Genomic DNA, 18889 nt, shown 5'->3' with positions numbered 1-18889 from the left:
CCCTATGCGCCATACCAACTCCTTGTCCGCCCTCGCGCGACGTCGCCCTCGTCGAGGCTTCACGCTCATCGAGCTCCTGATTGTCGTCGTGATTATCGGGGTGCTTGCCGCGATCGCCATCCCCAAGTTCCAGAACACGAAAGGGAAGGCGAACCTCGCCGCGCTCAAGTCGGACCTTCGCAACCTCGCGACGGCCGAAGAGGCCTACTTCTACCAGAACGGGACCTATACCTCCAGCCTGGTGGCGCTGAACATCCTCCCCTCGCCCGGTGTGACGTTCACGTTCGGTACGGTGACCGCCGGCGGATGGTCGGCCAAGGTCACGCACCCGCAGGCCTTTCCCATCGAGTGCGCGCTCTTCATGGGAGGCGTCCCCGCCTACACGCCCGCAACCATCGAGGGCGTGATCAACTGCCAGTAACGTCCCGCTCGACGTCGCTGCACCCGAACGCCGGTCGCCTCCTGTTGGGAGGGGCCGGCGTTCTGGTTATCGTTGGCGTCGATGTCGTCCGCAGACCCCCATTCCGACGCTCCCGCTCCGCCGCCACTTGAAGGGGGCGAGACCGTCCGCGGCGCCATGCAGCACGTCCGCGTCGTGTTCGGTGCGATGGCGCTCGTGTACGTCGAGTTCGAGTTCCGGCGCGACGGGATGATCCACGCGATGAACGGCGGGCTGTGGCTGCATCGTCACGTGTGGAAGGGGCGAGCAATGGCCCATCTCGTCTCCACGGATCGCGCCCTGCTCCTCGCCTATGGCCGCGCCGTCGGGCTTCCAGCCGAGCGGCTGCAATTCAAGCCGCTCAAGGATCCGCGCACGACGGAGCGGCGCGAGGCCTGGCACTGGGATCTCGTGGGGCGCTTTCTCCCGCCTCCGCCGTCAGCCGACGAGTAGTTCGTTCTCAGCGCCCCGCGTCACCCATGCCACACCGCGGACTATCGCAACGCGGCATCCAGACGACGAGCCTCGGCACGCAGGTCGCTGGCTTCGCGCCGCAGCTCTCCCCTGAGCTGGGGATCGAGGCGCAAGGTCACGAAGGCTCGTGCCCGTCGCCGCGCGCGACGCAACCGATCGCTCAGCCAGAAATCGAGTGATGCGGAGGGCGGGAGCGAGAACAGATATGCGAGCGCCCACCAGATGCCGTGATGGGATCCGATGAAGAGCGCGACCGCCAGGTAGAAGGCCACGACCAGAAACAGCCCTGCCACCAGCGTATGCATTGCCGGCTCGTCCGGGTTCTTCGACGAGGCGTTGCCGAGCCAGCGGGCGAGCGTGATGGGAATCCAGTGGTTGATGCGTCCCCAGAGTGCCAGCGGCGCCGCAACCAGGGCGATCGCCCCCTCGCGCACGGCGAACCAGCTGCCGGCGACGAGCGACATCGAGAGCCACAGGTCGTTGATCGGGATCCGGGCGGTGCGCATGCGTGCGCGAAAGGCGTCCAGGCGTGTGAGGAACGCATCGGCTTGCGCCACCGTCTCACCGGGTGCGGCCGGCAGGAGCTGACGCGCCGCCTCGAGCCGCTTGGCGATGCGCATTGCATCGGCGAGTGGGGCATCCGGTGCGTGGAGCGGTCGCACGCGATCGAGCAGCTGGTTGAGCAGCGCCGAGACTTCGAGCACCTGTCCGGCGGCGTCGTGATCGGGAAAGTTGAGCGTCACGCGCCGGAGCCCCTCGTCGAGGCGCGCGGTGAGCGTCGCGACGGCCTGCGGTGAGGGGGCGGTGAGGTCGTCGGATCGAATCGGGACGCCGACCTGGATTGCCACGCGCGTTCTCGGCGCGCCCTTTCGCTCGAAGGTGAGTCCCACCGGGATGATGGGGACGGGGGGGAGTCCGCGCTCCGAACGGGCGAGGAGTGCGAGGCGTGCGCACCCGGTCTTGAGCGGGGCGAGTTCGGGGTCGCTGTGACTCTTCCCCTCGGGGAAGATGAGGACGACTTCGCCGGCGGCGAGCGCGTCGAGGATGGCGGCGAACGACTCGGCGTTGCGCCCCTCGACCACCATGCCGTCGCCGCGCGGGCGCTCGTCGCTCATCCGTCGGAGGGGAATGACCCCCACGGCGCGCACCAGGAGGCGCGTGATCGGGTGCTCGAGGAGCGTGGCCTTGGCCGTCAGGCGCACGGGGCGTGCGAGGGCCGTGCCGAGCAGAAGGGCGTCGACGAGCGCGTTCCAGTGGTTGGCGGCGACGATCGCCGCCCCCGTGGGGGGAATGCGCTCGATCCCGTTCACCTCGATGCGCCGGTAGTACCAGCGAACCGCGATCGACGCCAGCGCGCTCAGGAAGCGATAGAGCATCCGCTCGTTCGGTCGGTGTCGTTAGGCGGCGATGGGCGCATCCTCAGCCGGCGCCGTTCACGCGCACGAGGTCGCGCTCGGCGTCGCGCGCCATCTGGCGCCCCTCGGCCACGTTGACGCGGGCGAGGATGGCCGCGCCCACGGCAAAGAAGATGATGACGCCCAGTATCGCGTTGCGGCTGCTCCCGGTCATGGCGATGGTGATCGAGAAGAGGAGCGGGCCAAAGATGGACGAGAACTTCTCGAACACGGAGTAGAAGCCGAAGAACTCCCCCGACTTGTGCGCCGGAATCAGCGACGCGAACAGCGACCGTGACAGCGCCTGCGTGCCACCCTGCACCATCCCCACCAGGAAGGCGAGCATGTAGAAGTCGCGCGCGGTCTTCATGTAATAGCCGGTGACGCTGATGGCCGCGTAGGCCAGCAATCCCAGGAAGACCGATTGCTTGGCGCCGATGCGATCCGCGAGCATCCCGAAGAGGAAGGCGAACGGGATGCCCACGAACTGCACGATGAGGATGGCAATCGTGAGCGCGCTGGACGGAATCCCCAACTCCGTGCCGTACGCAGTGGCCATGCGAATGATGGTCTGGATCCCGTCGTTGTAGACCAGGAAGGCCAGCAACATCAGGAAAGCGTGTTTGAAGGTGCGCAGCTCGCGCACCGTTTCCCCCATGCGGCGGAATGGCGTGACGAAGAGGTTGATCCCCGTGCTGGCCTCATCGGGCTCCATGGTGCGCGCCGGCTCGCGCACACGGCGCAGAATGGGCAACGAGAAGACGAACCACCACACCGCCACGGAGACGAAGGCGAGGCGCGCCGGCAGCGTCTTTTGCTCCGGCGAGGCAGCGTCGCCGTGCGGGAGGTCGAAGGCCTGCGGGGCCAGGATCCAGGCAAGGTTGAGCGCGAGCAGGACGCCGCCCCCCACATAGCCTAACGCGTAGCCGGCGCTCGACACGCGGTCCATCTCCTCGGGGCGGCTCAGGTGCGGGAGGAGCGCCTCGTAGAAGACCACGCTCGCCGTGGCCCCGACGGTTGCGAGGATGTAGAGCGTGGACGCGAGCACGTAGTCGCCGCGCTGGATGAAGTACATCCCGCCGCATGCCGCAACGCCGAGCAGCATGAAGATCGCCAGCATGCGCTTCTTGGCCGCCGCCACGTCCGAGATCGCGCCAAGCACCGGCGACACGATGGCGACCAGGATAGAGGCAATGGTGTTGGCGTTCGCCCAGGCCTGTGTCCCGCGACTCCCCGGAAGGTCTGCCGCGGCAACGCTCACGAAGTAGATCTGGAAGACCGCCACCTGGATGGTGGTCTGGAACGACGACACGGCCCAGTCGTACATGGCCCAGGCACGCAGGTCCGGGCGATCGAGCCCGACCTTGGCGAGCCACGAACGCCGGGACGGGGGGGGCGAAGTGGCGGGCGCCGGACTGGCGGGCGCGGCGACCGTGTTGTCGTCAGGCGTCATGGCGTGAGGGGGGTGGCAATCCTGGTGCGCGCCTGCAATTCCGGACGTACTTGGTTGACGCGCTTCCGGCACCGCACAGATTTGGTTGCATGCTGCGTCGCGTGGTGCGGAGCGTGATACCGGGACAACGTCCGACGGCGCGTCGTGCGGCCGGCGGTGCGGGGGGCGGTGCGGTTGTTGGTGCGCTGTCGTTGCTCCCCGCGTTGTTCCTGTCGTTGCTCCTGCTGGTCGCTGCGTGCGACAAGCCGGTGCCGGCGCCGGGCAACGATACGGCGACCGTGCCCCCCCCGCCACCTCAGGCGGGTGTCACTCCGCCACCGGTAGTCGACGCGCCGTGGGACTCGGCGGGAGGGGCCGTCTTCCTCACGACAGGCCCCAATGCAACCACGGCGGCCGTCATCTTCCCGGCACTCGCCAGCGACGCCGAGGTGGAGTCGACGCGACTCGATCCCCAGCCGTACCGGGGCGGCGCCTTCGACTTGCTGGCCAACGGGCGCATCGTGGGCCAGGTGACGGTGACGAGCATCGTCCCGCCCGACGCACCGGAGGAGTGCTCGAGCTGGCCGCTGGTGCAGCTGTCGGACGTTGGTGCCGACACCGCGTCACGCTCCTGGGTCGTCGGCTTCCAGCACGGGCGCTTGATTCCCATCGCCTACGATTCCATTGCGGCGCTCCCATCCGCGGACTCGTCGCGCCTGGCCATGGAGGTGGCGCGTCTGGCCTCCGGGCTGCCTAACGACACGGTCTCGTCGCTGCGTGGCATTCCCTACCAGGTGCGGCGCGCCTATCGCTTCGCCCTCGCACCCGGGGTGGAAGGGTTGGTCGCCGAGGTCCTGCGCACGCTCAACCAGGAAGCGAATCCCACGCAGGAGCACCTCCTCGTGGTGGCGGAACGCGACTCCCTGAGCCGTGGGCGCTGGGACGTCTCATACAGCGAGCGTGCCGCTGGCGGAGAGGAGGTCCTCGAATCGAGCGAGTTGCTCGCCATCGGGCGTTATGCACCCACGCGCGATGCCGTGGTCCTGCTGGCGCGCTACGTGGGTGACGGGGTGGTGTACGCGCTCCTCGAGCGTACCGGCTCGCGCCGCTGGCGCCTGCGCTGGACCAGCCCGTACGTGGGCTGTTAGGCGGACGACGCGTCGCGGGGTTTTCCGGCGGCGGCGCCCTGCCCCGCGCGCAGCGTGAGGATCACGACTTCTGGCCGGGTGCCGAAGCGCAGCGGGATCTGGGCGCCGACGCCGCTCGACACGAGCATCGGTACCCAGGGATTGGGGATCCATCCCGACGCATGATGACGCGTGCAGATCACCGATCGGGTAACGGGTGCCCCGATGAACGGCAGCACCACCTGTCCGCCATGCGTGTGCCCGGACAGCACGAGCGCCACACCGGGGTGCGCGCAGTGCGGCAGCGCGTCCGGGTGATGGGAGAGGACGATGGTAGGCGTGTCGCTGTCCACGAGCGCGGCAACGGACGCGTCGGTGACATCCCCCTCCCAGAAGTCGTGGATCCCCACCAGGTGCAACGCACCGTCGTCGTGGCGCAGCTCGGCGCGCGCGTCACGCAGGACGCGAATGCCGAGCGAGTCGAGCCAGCGCTCCGTCTCATCGGCGCCGCCATAGTGGTCATGGTTGCCGATCACCGCCACGATGCCGTCGCGTGCGCGCAGCCCCGTGAGGACCGGTGACAGCTCGGCATGCATGCGCAGGTACGATCGACGCCACCACGAGCGCAGGAATCCCTCGGACGTGCCGTAGTCGCCAAGCAGTGCCACGAGGTCGGGCGACTGTGAGTTGGCGAATGCGACCGCACGCGCGGCGCGCGCCCGCGGCTGCTGCGGACCGTGGTGGAAGTCGCTGAGTATGGCGATGCGATACCCGTCGAACGATGGCGCGAGAGCGTCGATGGTGAACTCCCTGAATACCAGGCGCAGGTCGCCCGGCGCCACGACGATCGCATGATAGGCAACGCCCGCCACGACGAGCGCGGCGACGACCGAGAGGACGGCAACCAACGCGAACATCGCTGTCAGAATACGCGCAGCTCGCGCCGTCCCAGCGCCGCGGGTGCCCGAGCGCGCGATGTCCCGGCCGCGAGCACCACCAGCGTGAGGACGTACGGGAACGCGAGGAAGAGCTGGTACGGCAGCTGGCTCCCGGTCGACTGGAAGAGAAACTGCAGCGCCGTCGCCGCCCCGAAGAGGAGTGCGGCGAGTGCCACGCCAACCGGGCGCCAGCGACCGAGCGCGACGATCGCAATGGCGATGAAGCCGCGACCGGCCGACATCCCCTCGGTGAACGTCCCGACCTGCGCCAGCACCAGCGATGCGCCGGCCAGTCCGCCTAACGCGCCGGCGGCCAGCACCGCCAGCCCCTGTACGCGGGCCGGTCGAATGCCGGCGGCCTCCGCTGCGTCGGAGTGCTCGCCCACGGCGCGCACCGCCAGTCCAGCGTGCGTGCGATACAGGAACCACCAGACGCCCGCCACCAATGCGTACAGCGCGTACGTGACGGGCGCCTGCTGAAAGAGCGCCTCGCCTACCACGGGGATACGGGAGAGACCGGGAATCGCCAGGGGGCGCATGGTGGGGATGGTCAACGCGGCGCCTGTGGTCCCGAAGACGGCGCGATACAGCGTCCCCGTGAGTCCCAGGGCGCCTAACGTGAGCGCGGTGCCGGTGATGATCTGGTCCGTGCGCAGCCACGCCACGAAGGCAGCGAAGACGAGTGAGACGAGCATGCCGGCGGCGACTCCTCCCGCAACGCCGGCGCTGACACTCCCCGTGCTGGCGCCCAACACGGCACCAAAGCAGCCGGCGATGATGACCCCCTCCAGCCCCACGTTGATCACGCCGGCGCGCTCGGAGATCGCCTCGCCCAGGGCGGCGAGCGCGAGGGGCGTTGCGGTGCGCACGGTCGCCTCGAGGAACGGCGCGAGCGAGTCGCTCATGCGCCTACCTCGGCGGGACGCGTGGCGCGACGCGCGAGCGCGGCGCGTGCCCCAACGATGGCCAGGATGATGAGCGCCTCCACGACGCTGACCAGGACGAGCGGCACCCCGGCCTCGCGCTGCATGGCCGCCGCACCCGCTTCGAGCGCACCAAGGAAGGCGCCGCTTGCCACGACGAGCCCCGGATGCAGCCCGGCGAGCAGGGCCACGGCAATCGCGGTGTAGCCGTATCCCGGCGAAATGTTCTCGTAGAGGGCGTACGTGACCCCGGTCAGCTCCACGCCCCCCGCGAGCCCGGCCAATGCACCGCTCACCAGGAAGGCGCGAAAGCGAACGGACGGAACGTCGACACGCCCGGCGCTGGCGGCCGCGTGCGCGTTGGCCCCAACGACACGAAGCCGGAACCCAGCCGCGGTGTTGGATATGACGTACCAGCTCGCGAGCGCCGCGACGATGGCCAGCGCGAAGCCCACGTGGAGGCGCGTGCCGGGGATGAGCATCGGGAGCTGCGCCCACGCCGGTAAGGACGACGACTGCGGGTAGATGCGCGTCGGCTCCTGCAACGGGCCACGGACGAGATAGCCCACGGTGTTGAGCGCGACGAAGTTCATCATGATCGTGCTGATGACCTCGAGCACGCCGAATCGGCGCCTGAGCCACGCCGGGATGGCCGCCCACGCGGCCCCCGCCACGGCAGCCGCTGCCAGCGCGACGGGCAGCGTGGCAGCGCCGAAAACATGGCTGGTTCCCAGCGCCACCGTGGTTGCTGCGGCGGCTCCTGCCAGTAGCTGCCCCTCGGCGCCGATGTTCAGGATGCCACCGTGGAAGGCGATGGCAACGGCCAGCCCTGTGAGGATGAGTGGAGTGGCGCGCACCAGTGATGCCGAGAAGATCGCGTACGAACTCCCGGCCGCACCGCGTACGAGGGCGGACAACGCCGCCCGTACGTCAAAGCCGCCAGCCGCAATGGCGATGGCAAGCAACGCCACGATGGCGGCGGCGAGCCCGGCGGCAAGGACGATGGTGCCGGCCATTGCCGGCAGGCGCCGCGGGGTCGCGACGGCCATGCTACGGGCGGCGCCGGAAGATGCGGTACTCGACGACGCCGGTGTCACACACCGTGCGTGCCTCGGAGTATGGAATGGCAAAGTACGTGTAGGCACGAACCGTCGCCGCGCCGCCGTTGCATCTGGCGGTACTGTCGACGCGCATCACGCGCAGCGCCTGCACGAGGCCGAGGCGCTCGAGGGGATGGTCCCACAGCGAGAGCGCGGTCACCTTGGCCTGCTGCGCAAAATCGCGCGAGCCGGCAGGGACCAGGTCCAGGCCGTCGCCAATGACCCAGCGTGGCACCGCAGCGCCAAGGGTGAGGACCAGCACCTTCCAGCCGATGCTCACCCCGACGAGGATCATCCATGGCCTGATGCGGCGCGCTCCCCGTTTGCTGGGGTGCGCGACCGATGGTAGTGAATGAGGCGTCGGCACGGACATGGCGCTGGAAATTACTCGTATGACATGTAGACGAGCCAAGGGGACGTCTCACTACACGCCACGCCCGCCCGCCTTCCTCGCCTGCCGCTCGAGAGGGCGCAACCTTGCCATCGCCACGATGCCAAGAATCGGTCCGAGGGCGAGTGGCAGGAACGCACGCTCCCACCCCCACGACTGCGCCCACATGGGGACGAGCCGGATGGTGACCATGGTCAGGAGGAATCCTGTCGCGGTCTGTACTGTCACGGCCGTCCCCACGTAGCGCGCCGGAGAGAACTCGGTGACGGCGGCAGAGAACTGCGCCGAGTCGGCGACAACGGCAGCGCCCCACACGATCGAGATGAGGATCGGGATCAACATGGGCGCGCCGAGCGAAGGGCCGATCACAACCGCGCACGTCGCGCTGATCGCCATGGCGACGATCGTGATGGTGCTTCTGTCCACCGCGTCGGCGAGACGTCCCGCGATGACAGACCCGATGGCGCCGGCACTGATGGACGCAAAGGCAATGACCGGGGGCGCCCACGAGCCGAGGGCGTAGAGCACTGCCGCCGCCTGCCAGAAGGGTCCGATCGCGCTCCACATGGCATAGAGCTCCCACATGTGACCGAGGTAGCCCAACGTCGCCAGGCGAGCGCCTCGGCTCCGGAAAACCTCACCAATGGCGCGAGGATCGAAAGGCGCGGAGGGAGACTGGAACGGTCCTTCGCGAACGAAGAAGAGAAACAGCAATGCGCCGCCAACGGCACAGGCAGACGCCAATACTACCAAGCTACGCCAAGCGCTTGCGGGCACGGCGACCGCCAGCAGGTGCGGCATCGCCGAGCCAAGGGTCGTCCCGCCTACGAGGGCACCGATTGCCGTCCCGCGCCGGGTGTTCGTCCAACCCGCCGCGAGCTTGATCCCGGGCGGGTAGACACCGGATAGTGAAGCGCCGACCACCACCCGGAGGAGTACGGCACCCTCGTATCGCACCCCAGGCAGCGCGAGCGCGGCGGTCGCCACCGCCGCGACAAGCGAGCACCAGCCCGCTAGGCGCGCCGGGCGAAGACGATCGGCCAACAGGGTAGCGGCGCTCAAAACGGATCCGGCGACGAAACCAACTTGAACGCCGAGGGTCAGCCAGATTCCAGCGGCGCCGGCGCCGACACCGGTGGGGCCCGCTGCCGAGGCCGTCCATTCGCCAACCATTGCCCGCGCGACCACCGTGGCGCTGAACCAGGGTGACATTCCGAGGACCACCGCCGCGAGGAGGAGCGCGATCTGAGCGGTAACTCTCGGTGATGAGTGCGCCGGGGAGGGCGAGCGGGCGCTCACGGATTGTCGCGGTCGGGTGCTCAGGCGGATGGGCGGGATGGCGTCACGAGGCGCCGAGCATCGCCCTGGCGACGTCCTCGCGCGTTGGCGCCTCGAGCGTTCGGACGCGACCAGCGTGAATCACGACGATTCGATCGGCGAGTGCGAGCACCTCATCGAGGTCGCTCGAGTACATCACGACGGCACATCCTGTCGCACGAGCGTTCCGTAACTGCTCTTGTACTGCTGCCGTCGCACGGATGTCCAACCCTCTCGTGGGATTCTCGGCGACCACCAGTTGAGGGGCGTCCGAGAGCTCGCGACCCAGAATGAACTTCTGCTGGTTTCCCCCTGAAAGCTCGCGTCCCAGTAGCTCGCCGCTCGTGGCACGCACGTCGTAGTCGCTCAGTAGTCGGTCGCACTCGACACCAAGAGCGGGCCAACCGATCACTCCCCGTCGCTCCGACAAGCCGCGCAACGCCAGGTTCTCTACCAATGTCATGTCCAGCACCATGGCGTCCCGGTGACGGTCCTCGGGGATGAAGGCGAGGCGCTCGGGAAGGGCCACCGTCCCGCTCGATGGAGTCATTCGCCCTGCCAACACTCGCAGGAACTCGTGCTGCCCTGCCCCCTCGACTGCGGCGACGCCGACGATCTCGCCACGTCGCACGTCGAGAGACGCATCGCGAAGTGCCTCCTTTCCGCGCTCGTTCAGCACGCGCACCTGCCGCATCGTGGCAACGACGATTGGCTCCGACGCCGGCACGGCGCGTGACACAATCTCGCCGCCTGGGCTCGGATCGACGCCCTCCGCTCCAACCAGGGCGGCGACAAGCGCCCGTTCGTCGAGCGCCGCCGCGGCACCAGTCAGCACCGTGGCGCCCCGGCGGAGAACGGTGACGTCGTCGGCGATGGCCAGCGCTTCGCGCAGCTTGTGGGTGATGAGAACGACCGTCTTTCCCTCGTCGCGAAAGCGTCGCACCCAGCGCATGAGGGCCTCGGCCTCCGCTGGGGCGAGGACGGCGGTTGGTTCGTCGAGAACGAGGAGCCGCGCCTCGCGCGCCAGCGCCTTCACGATCTCGAGGCGTTGCTGCGCGCTCACCGGGAGTTCGGCCACCTTGGCGGCAGGATCCAGGACGAGTCCCGTGCGCTGCCCAAGGACGCGAACGCGTTGGGCGGCCTGCCCCGGGTCGAATCGCCCGCGCATGCCTAACGCGACGTTCTCCGCAACCGTCATGGCGGGGACGAGCGTGAAGTGCTGGTGCACCATGCCCACGCCGCGGGCAATCGCATCGGCGCTGGAGCGCAGTGGCGTTGCATCCCCAAAGATGCGCAGCATCCCGGCATCGGGGCGCAGCATCCCGTACGCGGCGCGCATCAGCGTGGTCTTGCCGGCACCGTTCTCGCCCAGGAGCGCGTGCACCGTTCCTTCCCGCACGCGAAGCGTCGCGCCCGCCAGTGCCTCGACCGCGCCGAAACGCTTGTGGATCGCCTCCAGCTCGAGCGCCGGCCTCACGAGCCGGTGGGGAGGTACAGGAAGGTGCCGGGAATGTCGAACCGGGCACACACCGTGTCGGCGAGCGACCTGACGCCTAACGTCTCGGTGGCATAGTGGCCGGCGTAGATGATCACGAGCCCCGCTTCGGGGGCGTCGACCGTGGTGTGGTGTGGCCCCTCGCCAACGATGAGTGTATCGATGCCGCGCTGTTGCGCCTCACGAATCTCTCGCGATCCCGCGCCGGCGCCCGTCAACACCGCCCACCGCACAGTGCGCCGGTCTTCGTTGCTCCAGGCGGATGCGCGCGCCGCACCGCCTAACGAGCGCGCAAAGACTTCCACCCGCGCGTGCAGCGCCTGCGTCGCCACGTCACTCTCCCCCGCGACCCCGATGGGGACCCCCTCGTAGGCACCGAATCGATCGGTGGGTTCGAGACCAAGCGCCCGGGCAAGCGCGGCGTTGTTGCCATGCACGAGGTGTGCGTCCAGTGGGAGGTGCGACGCGTACACGGCGATGTCGTGCGACATCAGAAGCTGGAGCCGCTCGTAGTGCGTGCCGACCAGGCGTTGGGCGCCGCCCCAGAACATCCCATGGTGCAGGATGAGGAAGTTGGCGTCGGCCGCGATCGCCGCGTCGATCGTACGACGCGAAAAATCCACCGCCGAGGCAATCCGTCGTACCGGACCGGCATGGTCGAGTTGAAGTCCGTTGAGCGCCCCGGGATAGTCGGGAAAGCCGTGCGACGACAACTCGTCATCGAGCCAGCTGGCGAGTTGGCCGGCGGTGGGCATCGTCACGACCCCTTCGGGAACGGGCGTCCCAATTCGATCCTGATCGTCCCCGCGGCGATTCCTGCCTTCACCGAATCGACGGCCTTGAGCGCCGACGCTGGAATCCTTGCCTTCAGCGCCTCGTTGATTTCGAGCCGAACCGCATCGGCTGTCGAACCCATGGCGACGACGCGTGGCTTGAACGTCCCCGCCTTGACGTCGCGGGCGACTGTGAGGAAGGCATGCGGAACGTCGACCACGACGCTGGCGACGGTCACATCGGGCGCCACCGCGTTCTGGTTGGAGTTGGAACCGAAGACGAGCGCCTTCCCCGACTCGCGTGCCGCCTGGAAGACGCCGAGTCCCGCCGCATCGGCGTTCTGAAAGAGGACGTCAGCCTTTCGGGCAATCTGGGCCAGTGCCTGCTCCTTTCCCGCGCTCGCATCCTCCCACGAGCCTATATACGAGATCAGCAACGTCACGCTCGGGTTCACGACCTTGGCGCCCTCTTCGAAAGCCTTGAAGGAGTCACGCACTGGTGGGAGTTCGGTCCCGCCAATCGCTCCGATGACGTTGGTCTTCGTCAGCGCTCCCGCGAGCATCCCGGCCATGAACGACGGTTCCTCGAAAGCGAAGCGAATGCCGGCGAGGTTGGGGCCGCTGGTGTTGCCCGACGTGGTCACGAAGATGGTTCGGGGGAACTCCGGCGCGACGCGAGCGGCCGCGTCCTGAAACTCGAAGCCGTGTCCGAAGACGAGCGTGTAGCCCTGCGCACCGTACTGCCGGAAGTTCTCCTCGAACTCGGCAGGTGTCTTGGTCTGGATGTGAGACACCGACGCGCCGAGCGAGTCGCGAATGCGCATCAACCCGGTGTATGCGGAGCCATTCCACGATTGATCGGAAATGGGGCCGGGTGTGAGGAGGGCGACCTTCATCGCGGATGCAGACTGCGCCGTGTCGAGACCGCCCTTGTCCCTGGCGCCACCGCACGCAGTGGGCGCCATGCCAACCACCACGCCAACCGCGATGTTGAAGACGATGTGGAAGAGTGTGGAGAACCGAGTCGCCTTCACTGCCATCTCCTCTCGTGGGTATTCGGTAGCCGCCACGCGTTGCCCGCGGATACGGTGACCCAGCCTCAGGCTCCGGCCACCAAACCCATGGTTGGTGTTCCGGTCGAGGTACCTCGGGTACTTACGGCGTGCTCGCCCATGCGGACGCTGCCGTTGATGACCCCGCCTTCGTAGACGACCATGCTCTTCGTCAGGATGTCGCCCTCGACGGACGATGATCCTTGGATCTCAACCCGTTCGGTGGCGAGAACGTTGCCGACGACCGAGCCGCCAAGGACGGCCTCGACGGCATGCACGTCGCCATTGATGGTGCCGCCCTTGCCGAGGAGGAGCTGTCGTGCGCCGCGCACCGAGCCCTCCACGACACCTTCGACCTTGATGGTCCCGTTGCTCTCGATGTCACCGATGACGCGCATCCCGGAGCCGATGACGGAGATGGACGGTTCGGCGCTGCTGGATTCGAGTCGTGTCGCCGGGCGATCGCCGGCGGGTTTGTTGAAGATGGCCATGGGACAGGGCAGGCGTAGGGTGAATCGTTAGGCTTCGTCGAGCGATCGGCCGAGAATGGTCTCCATGAGTCGATGGAGGTCGTCGGCGGAGTAGAATCGAATGGAGATGTCACCCTTGGCGTCGCCCTCCACCGAGATGCGCACGTCGGTCTGGAGGTGACGGCGCAGGAGCTCGGTGAGACGGCGCAGTTCTGCCGTGTGGCTGTCGCGTCCTCGTTCGGCCGCGTGGTGCCCGGCCTTGGGACGTGTGTCGGCGGGACGCGCCTCCTGGGCGATGCGTTCGGCTTCCCGGACGGAGAGGCCGCGCTCGACGATCTGCCTGGCTGTGTCGAGCATGAGGCGCTCGTTAGGCATGGCGAGCAAGGCGCGGGCATGTCCCAACGAGATCTGGCCGTCACGCAGGAGGCGCTTGATGCCATCCGGCAGCTGCAACACGCGCAGGAGGTTGGCGACGGTCGAGCGATCCTTGCCCACCGCGTCGGCGACCTGCTGCTGCGTGAGCGCGAACTCGTCGAGGAGCCGTTGGAAGCCGAGGGCCTCGTCGAGGGGATTGAGGTCCGAGCGCTGGAGGTTTTCGATGAGGGCGAGGGTGAGCATCTCGCGGTCATCGAGTGTCTTGACCATCGCCGGGATCTCGGACCAACCGAGTCGGGTGGCGGCGCGGAGTCGACGCTCTCCAGCGACGAGTTCGAAGCCCCCGTCGGGACGCTCCCGCACGGTGACGGGTTGGAGAAGCCCACTGGCGCGGATGGAGTTCTCCAGGTCGGTCAGCTCTTCCGGCTTGAAATCGCGGCGGGGCTGGAACGGATTGGGACGAATCTGCGCAACGGGAAGCGAGCGAAACGGAAGCTCGCTCGCCGTTGCGGCGTCGGATGCGGCGGACGACCCCGGCGCGGCGTGCGAGACAGATGCGGGCAGAGAGCCGGCGGCGGCGATCAGGGCTTCGAGCCCTCGACCAAGGCGACGAGGTTTGTCCGTCATGGAGGCATCGAGGGCCATGTGGAAAACGCGAGGCGTGAAAAGGAGGAGCGAGCGTGATGTTGGTGCCGCGACTACTGAGCTGGGGCCGGAGAAACGAATGTTCCCAAACGCTGTATAACTTCCTTCGCAGCACTGAGATAGGCTACTGCGCCTACCGATCCAACGTCGTACACGATAATGGGCTTGCCGAACGAGGGCGCCTCCGCGAGCCGGACGTTGCGTGGAATGACTGCGTCAAAGACCTTCGCGCCGAAGTATGCTCTCGCGTCGGTTGCAACCTGGCGTGAGAGGTTGAGGCGGGCATCGTACATCGTCAACAGGACGCCATCCACCACGAGCTGCTCGTTGAGCGCGCGCTGAACCAGCTGGATGGTGTTGAGGAGCTGGGTGAGCCCCTCGAGGGCGTAGTACTCGCACTGGAGGGGGATGAGCACACCGTCGGCGGCGGCGAGCATGTTGACGGTGATGAGGCCGAGCGACGGGGGGCAGTCGATGAGGATGAAATCGTAGTAGTCGCGCACTTGGAGCAACGCTCGGCGCATGGCGTGCTCGCGCTGTTCGACCTCGACGAGTTCGATCTCGGCGGCGGCGAGATCGGCAGTCGCGGGCATGAGGTCGAGCTTCTTGAACTGGATGCCCGGCAGAACGCACTCGTGTGTGGGCGCCATGCCGAGCAGCGCGTCATATGTGGTTCGGCGAATGTCGGCGCGGTCGATGCCCAGGCCGCTCGTGGCATTGCCCTGAGGATCGGCGTCGATGACGAGCGTTCGCTGCTCAGCGGCTGCGAGCGCGGCCGCCAGGTTCACGGCGGAGGTTGTCTTGCCGACGCCTCCCTTCTGGTTGGCGACGGCGATGATTCTTGCCACGAGAGCGAAATGCCGAGGGTTGGTGTCAGCAGGGGGTGGGGCGGGCAATATCGCCTCCCCCTTGCCAAGGTGCCAGCTGTTTCACGTGAAACGTCCGCCTCACCGTGTGCGACACGACGCCGCTACCAGAGGACGGACCTGAGGGACGGCGACCCCGTATCTCTTGTCGCGGAACAAGCACTGAAACCATACCGCACGGTTGACTTACCGCGGCTCGCGAGTAACGACTGGCGACTCTTCGCTGCGACTCCGCAGCGGCAAGACAAGCGGGAGGTTCTCGCCTCGCGGAGAGTGGAATCGGACCATCGACCTGGCGAGCGAGACGGCCGCGCGTCGCGAGGAGACGGAAGCCAGCAAGCGAATTGTTCCACGTGAAACTATCGGACATTCATTGGCGTGCGTCTTCAGCGCGCGACGTGACATGCACTTAGCGAGACTGTCCACGACACCAGATTCTACCGCATGAGGGTGACAGACTGGCTCGCACTTGGGAGCAAGAGAACGGGCTCGCGCCAAGGCACGAGCCCGTTGCTCAAGAATGACCGCAGCGCGGCTTCCCTACCGTCCGGAGACGAAGAGCCAGCGCGTGGACACCACAACGGTGACCTTCTGCTCCCCCACCACGACCGGGGTCTCGGCTGCAGCGGCCATGGTCCGGTAGCCGCCCGTTGCAACAACCTCCTGGAGACCGGAGCGCGGGAAGCCGGCGTCGTTCGCTGAAATCTCGATTGGGGCACCGATCGAACCACCTGCTGCGCGCGCCATCACTTCGGCGTCGGCCTTGGCGCGAGCGACGGCGTTCTCCAGTGCAGTACGACGAATGCTCTCGTACCTCGTGGAGTAGTAGCGAAGCCCTCCGACGGAGTTCGCGCCAGCGCCAAGGGCGACGTCGATGAGCGTTCCGACCTGCTCGAGCTTCCGCACGTCCACGACCACAGTATTACGTGCGATGTAGCCTAGAATCTTGCGCTGCCCATTGCTCTCGAACTTCTCGTTCGGCGACACCGAGTAGCCGACTGTGGTGACCTGCTCTGCAAGCACGCCCTGCGCTCGAATAGCGGCGATGACGGCCGTCTGCGTGCGGGCATTCTCGACTCCTGCAGTCGCGGCGTTCGGCGATCGCGTCTCGACCGCGAAGTAGATCACCCCACGGTCCGGAACGAGTGTCGCTTCACCAATCCCAGCGGCTACAATCTGCGATGGCGCGGGCGCGCCACCCTGCGACGCAGCGACGCCAGGTGTCAGCGCGAGCATTCCCGCCAGGAACGGAGCGACGAGTGCGCCAACCGCAGAGGACGATCCTTCGGGCATTTTAGTCTCCTTGTGATACTATATAGCATCGACCGCGCACACCCAAGTGCCGGCCGACGATGGATGAGCCGGGCACGTACCGCACGATGCCGTCGTGGCGCAGCGCGCGCTCGCTGAGGTATTGTGCCCACGTGCACTCCATGGTACGCCGGCACGGGATATTTGGTCCTGACGCCGCGCGATCGCCGGCGCGCTGCCCCATCTCCCCGAAGGCCGCATCCCGCCCGCGGTGCTATCGCGTGAGCCCGATTGCAGGTCGCGGGAGTTGCAGCGGCAAGGGCGATCGCCAGTCGTTGGCGAGCGAGTCGGGCGAGAGCAGCTCCAGGCGCAACGGAGCACCGGCCTCACTCGACTCGGGGCGGAGGAGGTAGAGCGGGCGGCCAGGATGCTCACGCAGCAGCACCGTATCGCGTGCGTGCAGGTCTCGCACGAAGATGTTGCTCCCCTTTGGTTGTGCCAGCGTGGCCGTGGCGAGGGTAAAGCCGGCGCGGTCCTCGAGGACGCGCGTCACACATCGCTGAGCGTACGGGCGTCCCGGAAGCGAACGGAGCGTTCGGTCTGGTGTCAGCGTCCCCTTTTCGAGCTGCGCCGAGTCGCCGGTGAGCGATTGCAGCTGCCGGAGCGCCGCTGTGTCGCGTGTCCCGGAGCGCTCCAGTTGCTCGAGAGCACCATCGAGCACGCAGGCATCGACGGCGCGGTAGATCGACTCGGTCTCGGTGCGAGGAACCCCAAGCGCCCACATGCGCGCGATGAGTTGTGAACCCCACCCTTCGCGCACGACGACGATGGAGTTTCGCACGCCGCGCGCCTGTGCGAGCGAGTCGTAGTCGATGCGCATGGGGAGATAGCCCGTGCGATACTCGAGGGCGCGATACGGAATGCTCATGAACATCGCGACGGCGATCGCGACGATGAGGGCAAACCCGACGGCGCGGTGCAGCAGCTCGCGATGGGGAAAGCGCGCGCGCAACACCACAGGGAGACGGGCGCTCCACAAGACCAACGCGGGGACGAGCACCAGGAAGTAGCGCGGGCCGAGGTAGATACCATCTCCCCAGTAGGCGAAGTACAGGACGACGACGGTGGCGAAGGTCGCGAGGAAGTATCGATCGAAGCGCTCCAGTCGAGGCGCCGCGAGCATTGCCACGATGGGGACGACCAGCGACGGAACCGGAAGCTCAAAGAGCGCGGACTGCAGCCGGAGGAAGTAGAGGTTGATGAGTTCGAAACCGCGGACGGGCGTGTGCGCGGCGCCCCACGGTGATGCGTGGAAGCCGACACCGTGGTTCTTTCCCCAGAGCAGTTCCATGGGAAAGGTGAGTGCGTTCCCGGTGACCTGTGTGTTGTACCAGAGCACTGCGCCGAGGGGGACGGCCATCGCGATGCCGGCGGCAATGAGTTCGGGAAGACGCGACGGTTGACGCACCGCACGCCAGAGCATCCAGACGCCGGCCGGTACGGCGAAGGCGATCGCGTCCATGGGTCGGATCGCGGCGGGGACGCCGAGCATGAAGCCGGCGAGCGCCGCCCATCCAGGGTGCGGGCGGTCGTCCTCCGTCTGCCTGGCGAGTGCATACATCGCCACGATCAGCGCCGTCATCACGGGGACGTGATTCATGAACGAGCCGGAGAGGAAGGCGACGAACGGCGAGAATGCGAAGAGCAACGTTGCGGCGAGGGCAACGCCGGCGCTCGGCGCGATGCGCCGAGTCAATCCCCAGAAGGTGACGGTGGAGATGGCGGCGAGGATGGGATGGACCGCCCAGGGGATCCCGGCGGCGACGCCGGGGGCGAGCAGGAGCGGGCCTCCAGGGGGAAAGTGCGTGAGGTACTTGCCGCCGAAGTCGATGACGTGGAGCGCGCTGGTGAACTCCGGGAAGCGTGGCGGCTCGAGCCAGAGCTTGCGCTGGAGAAAGATCCCCGCGTTGAAGACGGCGTCGATCTCGTCGATGAGCAGTGGGCGACCGGCAAGGACCCAGCGCGCAACGAAGAGGTACACGGCGAGCGAGGCGATGAAGAGAAGTGTCCCTGTGCGCCGCGGGTGGTTGTGGGCGGCGCGCACCAGTGCGTCGGGGAGCCGAGGGCGCCAGAGCGCCGTTCGCCGCGAGAGAATGGCGAGGACCGTGGCGCAGCCCACCACGATGAGCGAGCCGTTCAGCCACTCGATCGCGACCTGATGGTAGTTCTCGAACTGGTGGCCCCCCGCGATCCAGTTGGCAAACGGGAAGAAGCCGAACAGCGCCATGAGCACGGCCGCGCCCCGCATGCCTGCAATTCCTAGTTTGTGCGACGTGGTATCGTCCCGGTTTGGGGGGCGGTTGACCGTGGGCATCGCGGGCGCGTATGGCGTTGCGGGAGAGTAGACCGGCCGTGGTATCACATGGT

Annotated in this window: 18 protein-coding genes; 3 read left to right on the top strand and 15 right to left on the bottom strand. The window is 67.5% G+C overall.

What is annotated here, in order from left to right; genetic code table 11:
- Nucleotides 1–4: 4 nt before the first annotated feature.
- Nucleotides 5–421, top strand: coding sequence for a prepilin-type N-terminal cleavage/methylation domain-containing protein (locus tag IT359_04945; protein MCC6928325.1), 417 nt, complete (start codon nucleotides 5–7; stop codon nucleotides 419–421).
- A gap of 156 nt (nucleotides 422–577) precedes the next feature.
- On the top strand, nucleotides 578–892 hold the full coding sequence (locus tag IT359_04940) for a hypothetical protein (GenBank protein ID MCC6928324.1): 315 nt from the start codon (nucleotides 578–580) through the stop codon (nucleotides 890–892).
- 41 nt (nucleotides 893–933) lie between these two features.
- Here the strand turns inward: IT359_04940 and IT359_04935 are convergent, their stop codons facing one another.
- Nucleotides 934–2289, bottom strand: coding sequence for a 1-acyl-sn-glycerol-3-phosphate acyltransferase (locus IT359_04935; GenBank protein MCC6928323.1), 1356 nt, complete (start codon nucleotides 2287–2289; stop codon nucleotides 934–936).
- A 43-nt stretch (nucleotides 2290–2332) separates the two neighbouring features.
- The gene (locus IT359_04930) at nucleotides 2333–3760 is read right to left on the bottom strand and encodes an MFS transporter (GenBank protein ID MCC6928322.1); all 1428 of its coding nucleotides are present in this window, start codon (nucleotides 3758–3760) and stop codon (nucleotides 2333–2335) included.
- Between the two features lie 89 nt (nucleotides 3761–3849).
- On the opposite strand from IT359_04930, the gene IT359_04925 reads away from it, so the two are divergent.
- Nucleotides 3850–4887 carry a hypothetical protein gene (locus IT359_04925; GenBank protein ID MCC6928321.1) on the top strand — a complete coding sequence of 346 codons (1038 nt, stop codon included), beginning with the start codon at nucleotides 3850–3852 and terminating at the stop codon, nucleotides 4885–4887.
- On the opposite strand, the gene IT359_04920 is transcribed toward IT359_04925, so the two are convergent.
- The 13 genes from IT359_04920 to IT359_04860 form a co-directional block, all read right to left on the bottom strand.
- On the bottom strand, nucleotides 4884–5783 hold the full coding sequence (locus IT359_04920; GenBank protein ID MCC6928320.1) for a metallophosphoesterase family protein: 900 nt from the start codon (nucleotides 5781–5783) through the stop codon (nucleotides 4884–4886). The genes IT359_04925 and IT359_04920 overlap by 4 nt on opposite strands.
- A gap of 5 nt (nucleotides 5784–5788) precedes the next feature.
- A complete protein-coding gene (locus IT359_04915; GenBank protein ID MCC6928319.1) occupies nucleotides 5789–6709 on the bottom strand; it encodes an ABC transporter permease in 921 nt (306 codons plus the stop codon).
- A complete protein-coding gene (locus IT359_04910; protein MCC6928318.1) occupies nucleotides 6706–7776 on the bottom strand; it encodes an ABC transporter permease in 1071 nt (356 codons plus the stop codon). Before IT359_04910 ends, IT359_04915 begins: the two co-directional genes overlap by 4 nt.
- A gap of 1 nt (nucleotide 7777) precedes the next feature.
- The gene (locus IT359_04905; protein ID MCC6928317.1) at nucleotides 7778–8122 is read right to left on the bottom strand and encodes a hypothetical protein; all 345 of its coding nucleotides are present in this window, start codon (nucleotides 8120–8122) and stop codon (nucleotides 7778–7780) included.
- A gap of 129 nt (nucleotides 8123–8251) precedes the next feature.
- A complete protein-coding gene (locus IT359_04900; GenBank protein ID MCC6928316.1) occupies nucleotides 8252–9517 on the bottom strand; it encodes a hypothetical protein in 1266 nt (421 codons plus the stop codon).
- A 43-nt stretch (nucleotides 9518–9560) separates the two neighbouring features.
- A complete protein-coding gene (locus IT359_04895; GenBank protein ID MCC6928315.1) occupies nucleotides 9561–11012 on the bottom strand; it encodes an ATP-binding cassette domain-containing protein in 1452 nt (483 codons plus the stop codon).
- Nucleotides 11009–11791, bottom strand: coding sequence for a Nif3-like dinuclear metal center hexameric protein (locus tag IT359_04890; GenBank protein MCC6928314.1), 783 nt, complete (start codon nucleotides 11789–11791; stop codon nucleotides 11009–11011). Before IT359_04890 ends, IT359_04895 begins: the two co-directional genes overlap by 4 nt.
- Nucleotides 11788–12768: a BMP family protein gene (locus IT359_04885; protein ID MCC6928313.1), complete on the bottom strand. Its 981-nt coding sequence runs from the start codon at nucleotides 12766–12768 to the stop codon at nucleotides 11788–11790. The genes IT359_04890 and IT359_04885 overlap by 4 nt, the downstream gene beginning before the upstream one ends.
- A gap of 134 nt (nucleotides 12769–12902) precedes the next feature.
- Nucleotides 12903–13346, bottom strand: a complete 444-nt coding sequence (locus IT359_04880) for a polymer-forming cytoskeletal protein (protein MCC6928312.1) — start codon at nucleotides 13344–13346, stop codon at nucleotides 12903–12905.
- Nucleotides 13347–13373: 27 nt separating this feature from the next.
- A complete protein-coding gene (locus IT359_04875) occupies nucleotides 13374–14327 on the bottom strand; it encodes a ParB/RepB/Spo0J family partition protein (GenBank protein ID MCC6928311.1) in 954 nt (317 codons plus the stop codon).
- A 71-nt stretch (nucleotides 14328–14398) separates the two neighbouring features.
- Nucleotides 14399–15193: a ParA family protein gene (locus IT359_04870; protein MCC6928310.1), complete on the bottom strand. Its 795-nt coding sequence runs from the start codon at nucleotides 15191–15193 to the stop codon at nucleotides 14399–14401.
- 558 nt (nucleotides 15194–15751) lie between these two features.
- Nucleotides 15752–16447, bottom strand: coding sequence for an SIMPL domain-containing protein (locus IT359_04865; GenBank protein ID MCC6928309.1), 696 nt, complete (start codon nucleotides 16445–16447; stop codon nucleotides 15752–15754).
- 289 nt (nucleotides 16448–16736) lie between these two features.
- Entirely contained in the window at nucleotides 16737–18770 is a 2034-nt protein-coding gene (locus tag IT359_04860; protein MCC6928308.1) for a glycosyltransferase family 39 protein, read from the bottom strand.
- Between the last annotated feature and the right edge of the window lie 119 nt (nucleotides 18771–18889).

It is taken from the genome of Gemmatimonadaceae bacterium (assembly GCA_020852815.1).
Taxonomy (GTDB): domain Bacteria; phylum Gemmatimonadota; class Gemmatimonadetes; order Gemmatimonadales; family Gemmatimonadaceae; genus SCN-70-22.
Note: the sequence above shows the minus strand (reverse complement) of the source record. Positions and strands in the feature narration are given on the sequence as shown.